Origin of the sequence: Streptomyces africanus, assembly GCF_002150735.1 — a bacterium.
Classification (GTDB): domain Bacteria; phylum Actinomycetota; class Actinomycetes; order Streptomycetales; family Streptomycetaceae; genus Streptomyces; species Streptomyces africanus.
This window is the reverse complement of record NZ_MUKA01000180.1, coordinates 21,158-27,157: the sequence shown is the minus strand read 5'-3', so window position 1 is coordinate 27,157 and position 6,000 is coordinate 21,158. Positions and strand designations below refer to the sequence as shown.

6 protein-coding genes are annotated in these 6,000 nt (G+C 69.3%); 4 read left to right on the top strand and 2 right to left on the bottom strand.

Translation table 11 applies throughout. From position 1 onward, the window contains the following. A partial coding sequence (locus CCL05_RS21920) for an RDD family protein (protein WP_143589924.1) occupies nt 1-670 on the top strand: 670 nt, incomplete at its 5' end. A gap of 117 nt (nt 671-787) precedes the next feature. Beyond that, the gene (locus CCL05_RS21915) at nt 788-1,432 is read left to right on the top strand and encodes an RDD family protein (protein ID WP_086562186.1); all 645 of its coding nucleotides are present in this window, start codon (nt 788-790) and stop codon (nt 1,430-1,432) included. Between the two features lie 49 nt (nt 1,433-1,481). Here the strand turns inward: CCL05_RS21915 and CCL05_RS21910 are convergent, their stop codons facing one another. Beyond that, entirely contained in the window at nt 1,482-1,760 is a 279-nt protein-coding gene (locus CCL05_RS21910) for a hypothetical protein (protein WP_010039964.1), read from the bottom strand. Between the two features lie 439 nt (nt 1,761-2,199). Here CCL05_RS21910 and CCL05_RS21905 point away from each other — a divergent pair, with 439 nt between their 5' ends. Beyond that, nucleotides 2,200-4,557, top strand: a complete 2,358-nt coding sequence (locus CCL05_RS21905) for an immune inhibitor A domain-containing protein (protein WP_086562185.1) — start codon at nt 2,200-2,202, stop codon at nt 4,555-4,557. A gap of 122 nt (nt 4,558-4,679) precedes the next feature. Then, complete coding sequence (locus CCL05_RS21900) at nt 4,680-5,024, top strand: hypothetical protein (protein WP_086562184.1); 345 nt, start codon at nt 4,680-4,682, stop codon at nt 5,022-5,024. A 34-nt stretch (nt 5,025-5,058) separates the two neighbouring features. Here CCL05_RS21900 and CCL05_RS21895 read toward each other — a convergent pair whose 3' ends face one another. Continuing rightward, nucleotides 5,059-5,649, bottom strand: a complete 591-nt coding sequence (locus tag CCL05_RS21895) for an isochorismatase family protein (RefSeq protein ID WP_086562183.1) — start codon at nt 5,647-5,649, stop codon at nt 5,059-5,061. Between the last annotated feature and the right edge of the window lie 351 nt (nt 5,650-6,000).

The following is a 6,000-nucleotide window of genomic DNA, read 5'->3' as shown; positions in this document are numbered from 1 at the left end:
GTCCGGCGGGCCCCAGCCCGGCCCCGCCGCCTCCGCCACGCCCCTCAGCGCGGGCCCCGGCGGCGGTCAGTCCTCCTGGGCGCAGCAGGTGCACCGGCTCGCCGGAGAGGGCGGCGACGAGCAGCCCGTCGCGCCCTGGAAGCCGCCGACCGAGGACATCTTCCAGGCGGCCGCGCGACGCCAGGCCTCGGCCCGCCCCGCGGGGCTCGGCAAGCGGCTGGTCGCCCGGCTGCTGGACACCCTCGTCCTCGCCGGTGTCACCGCCGGGGCCGCCGTACCGCTCGGCATCAAGGCGGCGGACCACGTCAACGAGAAGATCGACGCGGCCAAGCTCTCCGGCGAGACCGTCACGGTCTGGCTGCTCGACGGCACCACGTCGGTGTACCTCGGCATCGTCCTGGCCGTCCTGCTGCTCGTCGGCGTCGTCTCCGAGGTCCTGCCCACCGCCAAGTGGGGCCGCACTCTCGGCAAGAAGCTCATGGGTCTCGACGTGCGGGACATCGAGGGCCACGACACCCCGGAGTTCGGCGCGGCCCTGCGCCGCTGGCTGGTCTACAGCGTGCCCGGACTCCTCGTCGTCGGGATCGTCGGCATCGCCTGGTGCCTGTTCGACAAGCCGTGGCGCCAGTGCTGGCACGACAAGGCCGCGCACACGTTCGTGGCCGGCTGAGCGGCACACCCGCCTCCGGCACGGGACGGCGGCGTACCGCTGCGCACCAGGTGAATCCGTAGCTCGGACGGCCGTCTGCCGGATGCGGAGCCGGGGGGTTCGCGGTCGACTCGGGCCATGAGCAGTGAACCGCCCCCCGGCTCCGGGCAGCAGCCCCCGGAAGACGATCCGTTCAGGAAGCGGCCCCCGGGCGAGCAGCCCGGCGAGGACGCGGGCTCGCCCTACGACCCGAGATACCCGGGCGGCGGCCCCGGCGGCGGCCAGGGCGGTGACCCCTACGGCGGCGGCTCCTACCCCACCGACCCCCTCGCCGGCATGCCCCCGCTCGCCGACAGCGGCAGGCGCACGCTCGCCCGCATCATCGACATCATCCTGGTGGGTATCGTCGTCGGGCTGCTCACCTGGGGTTTCGGCGTCAACGAGTACGACGTGGACAGCGACCGCATCGAGGTCGGCAAGTCCTTCTGGCAGTCGGGGGTCGCCGCCGTCCTCTACATCGCCTACGACACCTTCCTGACCGCGCGGACCGGCCAGACCCTCGGCAAGAAACTGCTGCACATGCGCGTGGCCAACCTCGACAACGGCGCCACGCCCTCCGTGCAGAACGCGTTGATGCGCGCGGCGGTGCTGTGGATCCCGTGCTTCTTCTGCTGCTTCTGCGTCTGGCTCGTGATCTCGGGCGGCTGGAGCTTCTTCGACCGGCCCTACAAGCAGGGCCTGCACGACAAGGCGGCCAAAACGGTCGTGGTCAGCACCAATTGAGGCACGGACCCATCAACCGGAGGTAAGCAAAAGGAAGGATCAGTGGCGGTCAGGAGACCGCCCGCTCCCGCACCGGCTCCGGGGCCGGCGCGGCGACCGAGGCCCGTACGGGTTCCTCGGGCGCCGGCTGTTCCACCGCGGCCGGGCGCTTCCCGGGCAGCGGCACCGTCATGGCGACCAGCAGCCCCAGGGCGAGCGCCGCGACGGCGATGATCGCGATCCCCACGCCCGAACTCGTCTGGGACAGCAGCAGCATGGCGAGGGTCGAGAGGATGACGGTGCAGGAACCGTAGGCGAGCTGTGCGGCAGTCGGACGGGGCATGGCCATCATGTCCTCGAAAGTGGGGGTCCACGGGGGTGTCGGCCTGGCATTCCGCCGGTTTCCGGGCGTTCTGCCAAGTGACATTCTCACCGGCAGGGTGCCCGACTGGAACGAGCGGTAAGCGTGACCTAATCAACAGGGCCGGAGCACAGGGGGCGCACGGAGTCATGGCGTCCAGGTAGTGGACATATGCGCGCGCCCACCGGACGGTGGCACGTGCCTGCCCGACGTCGGAAGATGCCCGCCGGGCACCGGATCGGTTGTCCGTAAAACGAACGTCGACTCCGCATAGTGCACTTGACCTGACCAAGTCAAGGTCTGTCTTTTCTTCTAAACCTCTAGTCAAATGTCGTCACTTGACTACACGCGTTGATCACGCGCGCGCGGACCTTCCACGACCAGGACCCCTTCCTTCCGCGCGCTCGAACGCGGGGGAGGATCTCAAGTGACCAGTAGACCCTGGACGTTCAGAGCCGCCGCCATAGGCGTGGCGCTCGCGGCGGCCGCAGCCACCGGCCCCGCATACGCCGTGGCCCAGGCCGACGACACCTCCGCTCCCCGGTCCACCACCGTGGACCGGCACGACCCGGCGGACCGCCACCAAGGCGAGCACGACCTCGAAGGCCCGCTGAGCAAGACCCAGGAGGCCCAGCGGCAGGAGGCCCTGAAGCAGGTCATATCCGGCAAGTCCACGGTGAAGAACCGTGACGGGTCGAAGGTCGTCCAGCTCAAGAGCAAGAAGGGCGACAGCAAGTACGTCGAGCTCGGCCGCGAGAAGACCGACAAGATCTTCACCATCCTGGTCGAGTTCGGCGACAAGACCAGCGAGTTCGGCGGCACGCCCGGCCCGCTGCACAACCAGATAGCCGAGCCGGACCGCAAGAAGGACAACTCCACGGCCTGGCGGGCGGACTACGACCAGAAGTACTTCGAGAACCTCTACTTCGGCACCGGCAAGAACACCGAGTCGGTGAAGAAGTACTACGAGAAGCAGTCCTCCGGCCGCTACTCGGTCGAGGGCGAGGTCTCCGACTGGGTCAAGGTCCCCTACAACGAGGCCCGTTACGGCAACAACGCGTGCGGTGACACCAACTGCCCGAGCGTGTGGAACGTCGTCAGCGACGGTCTGAACGCGTGGGTCTCCCAGCAGAAGGCGGCTGGGAAGACCGACGCCGAGATCAAGGCGGACGTCAAGCAGTACGACCAGTGGGACCGCTACGACTTCGACGGCGACGGCGACTTCAACGAGTCCGACGGCTACATCGACCACTTCCAGGTCGTGCACGCCGGTGAGGACGAGTCCGCGGGCGGCGGCGCGCAGGGCGAGGACGCGATCTGGGCCCACCGCTGGTACGCCTTCGGCACCGACGCCGGCGCCACCGGCCCCGCGGACAACAAGCTCGGCGGCGCGAAGATCGGCGACACCGGCATCTGGGTCGGCGACTACACCGTCCAGCCGGAGAACGGCGGACTCGGCGTCTACGCCCACGAGTACGGCCACGACCTCGGCCTGCCGGACCACTACGACACCAGCGGCGGCGGCGACAACTCCACCGGCTTCTGGACCCTGATGTCCTCCGGCTCCTGGCTGGGCACCGGCAAGAACGAAATCGGTGACCTGCCGGGCGACATGACCGCCTGGGACAAGCTCCAGCTGGGCTGGCTCAAGTACGACACGGCGAAGGCCGCGACGAACTCCTGGCACAAGCTGGGTCTCGCCGAGTACAACACCAAGCACAAGCAGGCGCTCGTGGTCGACCTGCCGAAGAGGGCGGTCACCACCGAACTCGTCACCCCCGCCCAGGGCGCCACCCAGTGGTGGAGCGGAAGCGGCAACGACCTCAAGAACACGCTGACCCGCTCCGTCGACCTGACCGGCAAGAAGTCGGCGTCGCTGACCCTCGACGGCTGGTACGAGATCGAGGCCAACTACGACTACCTCTACGCCGAGGTCTCGACCGACGGCGGTGCCAACTGGACCGCTCTGGACGGCACGGTGGACGGCCGGCCGATTCCGCGTGACGGCAGCGACAAGCCGGCCCTGACCGGCACGGTCGACGCGTACAAGAAGCTGGCGTTCCCGCTGGACGCCTACGCGGGCCGGAAGATCGACCTGCGCTTCCGCTACCAGACCGACGGCGGCCTCGCGATGAAGGGCTTCGCGGCCGACCGGATCGCCGTGACCGCCGACGGTGCCCCCGTCTTCTCCGACGACGCCGAGACCGCGGACCCGGCCTGGAAGGCGGGCGGCTTCTCCCGCATGGGCAAGTCCTTCACCAAGGACTACGCGCAGTACTACATCGCGGAGAACCGCCAGTACGTGTCGTACGACAAGACCCTGAAGGTCGGCCCGTACAACTTCGGCTTCACCAAGACCCGTCCGGACTGGGTGGAGCACTACGCGTACCAGAACGGCCTGTTGATCTGGAAGTGGGACACCTCCCAGGCGGACAACAACACCAGCGTCCACCCGGGCACCGGTCTGGTCCTGCCGATCGACTCGCACCCGAAGGCGCTGAAGTGGTCCGACGGCACCCTGATGCGCAACCGCATCCAGGCCTACGACTCGCCGTTCAGCCTGTACCGCACCGACGGCATGACGCTGCACAACGCGGACGTCGCGACCAAGATCAAGTCGTCGAAGGGCGTCTCGGTCTTCAACGACCGCACCAGCACCTACTACGACCCGTCGAACAAGACCGGTGGCGTCAAGGTCACTGACACCAACACCAAGATCAAGATCGTCAAGGAGGCCAAGGACGGCTCGACGATCGAGCTCGAGGTCGGCCCCGCAGTGAAGTAAACCGCGTTTTCGCAGGTCAAAGCATGATCGGCGGTGACCCCCTGGCGGGTCGCCGCCGATCCGTGTTTAGGTGCGTCCTGTGGCTCTCTTATTGACACCGACCGACACGGGGGTATGACCACATGGCCGCAGGAGGTTTCTGCAAGTTGCCGAACGGCACCGTGGTGGTGGCGCTGAACCTGCCCAGCCCCGCCGCCGACGGCCCCGGCTCCGTCCGCGTACTCGTCCACGCGGCGAACCGCTCCCGAGCCCTCACCAGGCTCCGCAACCTGGGCCTGCGCGCGGTCTACCTGCGCGGCAACGCCGCCCCGCCGTCCCCCGACGAGATCACGGCCGTCCTGCACCACCCCGACGGCCTGATATGGCGCACGGCCCCTGACAACGGTGTCGTGGCGAGCCCGGACCTCGCCTTCGAACTGTGGCGCCCGATCAGAGCCCTGCTGCGCCGTCCGACGGCCCGGACCTGACCCTCGGGCGCTACCGGACTGCCGGGCTACCGGGTCACTGGACGACCGGCTTGCCGGAAAGCTCCACGCCCGCTTCCCGCAGCTCCTCCAGGGCCCGCTCGGTGGTCTCCCGGGCCACGCCCGCCGTGAGGTCGAGCAGGACGTGGGTGCGGAAGCCCTCCTTCGCGGCGTCCAGGGCCGTGGCGCGCACGCAGTGGTCCGTGGCGATGCCGACCACGTCGACCTCGGTGACCTCGCGGGAGCGGAGCCAGTCGGCCAGGGGCGTGCCGTTCTCGTCCGCGCCCTCGAAGCCGCTGTACGCCGCCGCGTACGCCCCCTTGTCGAAGACGGCGTCGACGGAGCCGGACGCGACGGCGGGGGCGAAGTTCGGGTGGAAGCCGACGCCCTCCGTGCCGGCCACGCAGTGCGCGGGCCAGGAGCGGACGAAGTCGGGGTTGGCGGAGAAGTGGCCGCCGGGGGCGATGTGGTGGTCGCGGGTGGCCACGACGTGCTGGTAGCCGGAGCCGGCCGCCTGGCCGATCAGCTCGGTGACGGCGGCAGCCACATCGGCACCGCCGGCCACCGCGAGGCTGCCCCCCTCGCAGAAGTCGTTCTGCACGTCTACGACGATCAAGGCGCGGCGCATGGTCGGTGTCCTTCGGCTATGAGGTCGGCAAGCCCGGCCGGTGAACTTCCGAGCCTATTGACATGGGGCAGGAGACGGGAGGGGCACGGGTCGGCGCATCGCCGCACACCCCCCTAGGGGGTGTCCGCAAAGTCCCGCCTGCCCTGCGGCGTCCGGCACGCCCTCTGTCGTCACCTTCCCGCCTCCCCCGCGACGCCATGCACGCCCTCTCGCCGCACCGGGCACAGACCCACGTACAACCAGCACGAGGGCCTGCGCCCGGCACTCCCCCAGCCTTCGGCCGGGGGGACCCCCAGAGCACGCACCTGACGCCGCGGGACCCGCCCTCCGGGCGGACGACGGGAATGTGAC